The sequence below is a fragment of the Sphaerochaeta sp. S2 genome, from assembly GCF_016406725.1.
GTDB lineage: Bacteria > Spirochaetota > Spirochaetia > Sphaerochaetales > Sphaerochaetaceae > Sphaerochaeta.
The window spans coordinates 1-1,830 of the sequence record NZ_JAEKNT010000123.1 but is presented as its reverse complement, the minus strand read 5'-3'; the positions used below and the strand labels follow the sequence as shown (position 1 = coordinate 1,830).

The 1,830-nt window shown below is 48.3% G+C and carries 2 protein-coding genes; both read right to left on the bottom strand.

Annotated features, from left to right (window positions below; all coding sequences use genetic code 11):
* Positions 1-195, bottom strand: a 195-nt coding sequence (locus JF818_RS03410; protein ID WP_198890581.1) for a hypothetical protein, incomplete at its 3' end; no start/stop codon positions are given.
* A 22-nt stretch (positions 196-217) separates the two neighbouring features.
* On the bottom strand, positions 218-1,830 hold a 1,613-nt coding region (uvrA, locus tag JF818_RS03405; protein WP_198890580.1), incomplete at its 5' end, for an excinuclease ABC subunit UvrA.

Below are 1,830 nucleotides of genomic sequence, written 5' to 3'. Positions count from 1 at the left end.
GCGGCTATGCTCAATCGAATGATATTCGTACAGTGCCTCACGGATAGCAGCAGGGTCATTTGCCCCAATACCCCTAAGCTCAGCCATCTCGATGAGCTCTTCGTCACTGGCACGTTCGATACGCAAGGCAAGCAACAAGGAAGTGTCTTGGGCATAGAGAAACTGGCTCCCCAAAATAAGTAGAGCCAGAATCATCAGTATTGGTAATCCGTGTTTCTCAACCTTTTTCATGCAACATCTGAGCTAAATAATACCCTGTGTGGGATTCCTTGCATAGTGCAAGTTGCTCAGGAGTTCCTGTTGCTACAACCATTCCACCACCATCCCCTCCTTCCGGACCAAGATCAATGAGGTGGTCTGCTTGCATGATGACATCAAGATTGTGCTCAATGAGTACTACCGTATTTCCTGCATCTACCAATCTATTCAATACTTCCATCAACTTCTTGACATCTGCAAAGTGCAGCCCAGTGGTTGGCTCATCCAGTACGTATAACGTCTTGCCTGTCCCCACTTTCGAGAGTTCAAGGCTGAGTTTTACACGTTGTGCCTCACCTCCGCTGAGGGTAAGGGCACTCTGCCCAAGCTTTACATACTCAAGGCCAACTGACTGAAGTGTGTCTATCTTTCGTTTGATTCTGGGAATTGCGCTAAAGAACTCGCTTGCCTCTTCAATGGTCATTTCCAGGACGTCATGGATGTTCTTGCCTTTGTAATGGACTGCCAGTGTCTCTTTGTTGAATCGTTTGCCATGACATACATCACAGGTTACATAGACATCAGGCAGAAAGTTCATCTCTATCTTCAGGTTCCCATCACCGTGGCAGTTCTCACATCTTCCCCCTGCCACGTTGAAACTGAAGCGACCACTCTTGTACCCTTTAGCCTTGCTCTCCGGCAAGGAGGCGAACAGTTCTCTGATAGCGGTAAAGACCCCAACATACGTAGCAGGATTGCTGCGGGGAGTACGTCCGATGGGGCTTTGGTCGATGTTGATCACCTTATCGATATGTCCAGCACCACTGATATCACTGAAACCGTCATAATTCGCTTTCTTGTTCGCCATCTGGCGTTTCACTGCAGGAAGCAGGACCTCATTCAACAGGGAGCTCTTTCCGCTTCCTGAAACGCCGGTGAGTACTATAAGTTTTCCAAGAGGGAAATCAACATCCACTGATTTGAGATTGTTTTTATTGGCACCTTTCAAGCTGATCACTTTCCCGGAACCTTTTCGTCTCTTGGATGGGATGGCCATGGATAAGGTTCCCGCAAGATACTGTCCTGTGATGCTTTCAGGATTAAGTTCAACTTCCTCGGGTCTTCCCTCAGCTATGATATACCCGCCATGGACCCCTGCTCCAGGTCCAAGGTCTACCAGGTAGTCAGCTTCCCTGATGGTAGCCTCATCATGCTCAACTACCAGTACAGTATTACCAATATCACGCAAATGCTTGAGTGTATCGATAAGCTTCTGATTATCCCTTTGATGCAATCCAATGGACGGCTCGTCCAGTACATACAGTACACCACTGAGCGCAGAGCCGATTTGGGTTGCAAGACGGATACGTTGTGCTTCTCCTCCACTGAGGGTGGCACTGCTCCTGTCAAGCGTCAGGTAGTCAAGCCCAACATTTCGTAGGAATGAAAGCCTGCTCCTGATCTCCTTCAGCACCTGATTGGATATCATGATCTCTTGGTCACTTAAGGAGAGGTCATTGAAGAAAGCGTGCGCCTTCTTAACGGAAAGGCGGGTTGCTTCCATGATATTCATTTCATGGATTGTCACGGCAAGCGCTTCTTGACGAAGACGATCACCATGACATACAGGGC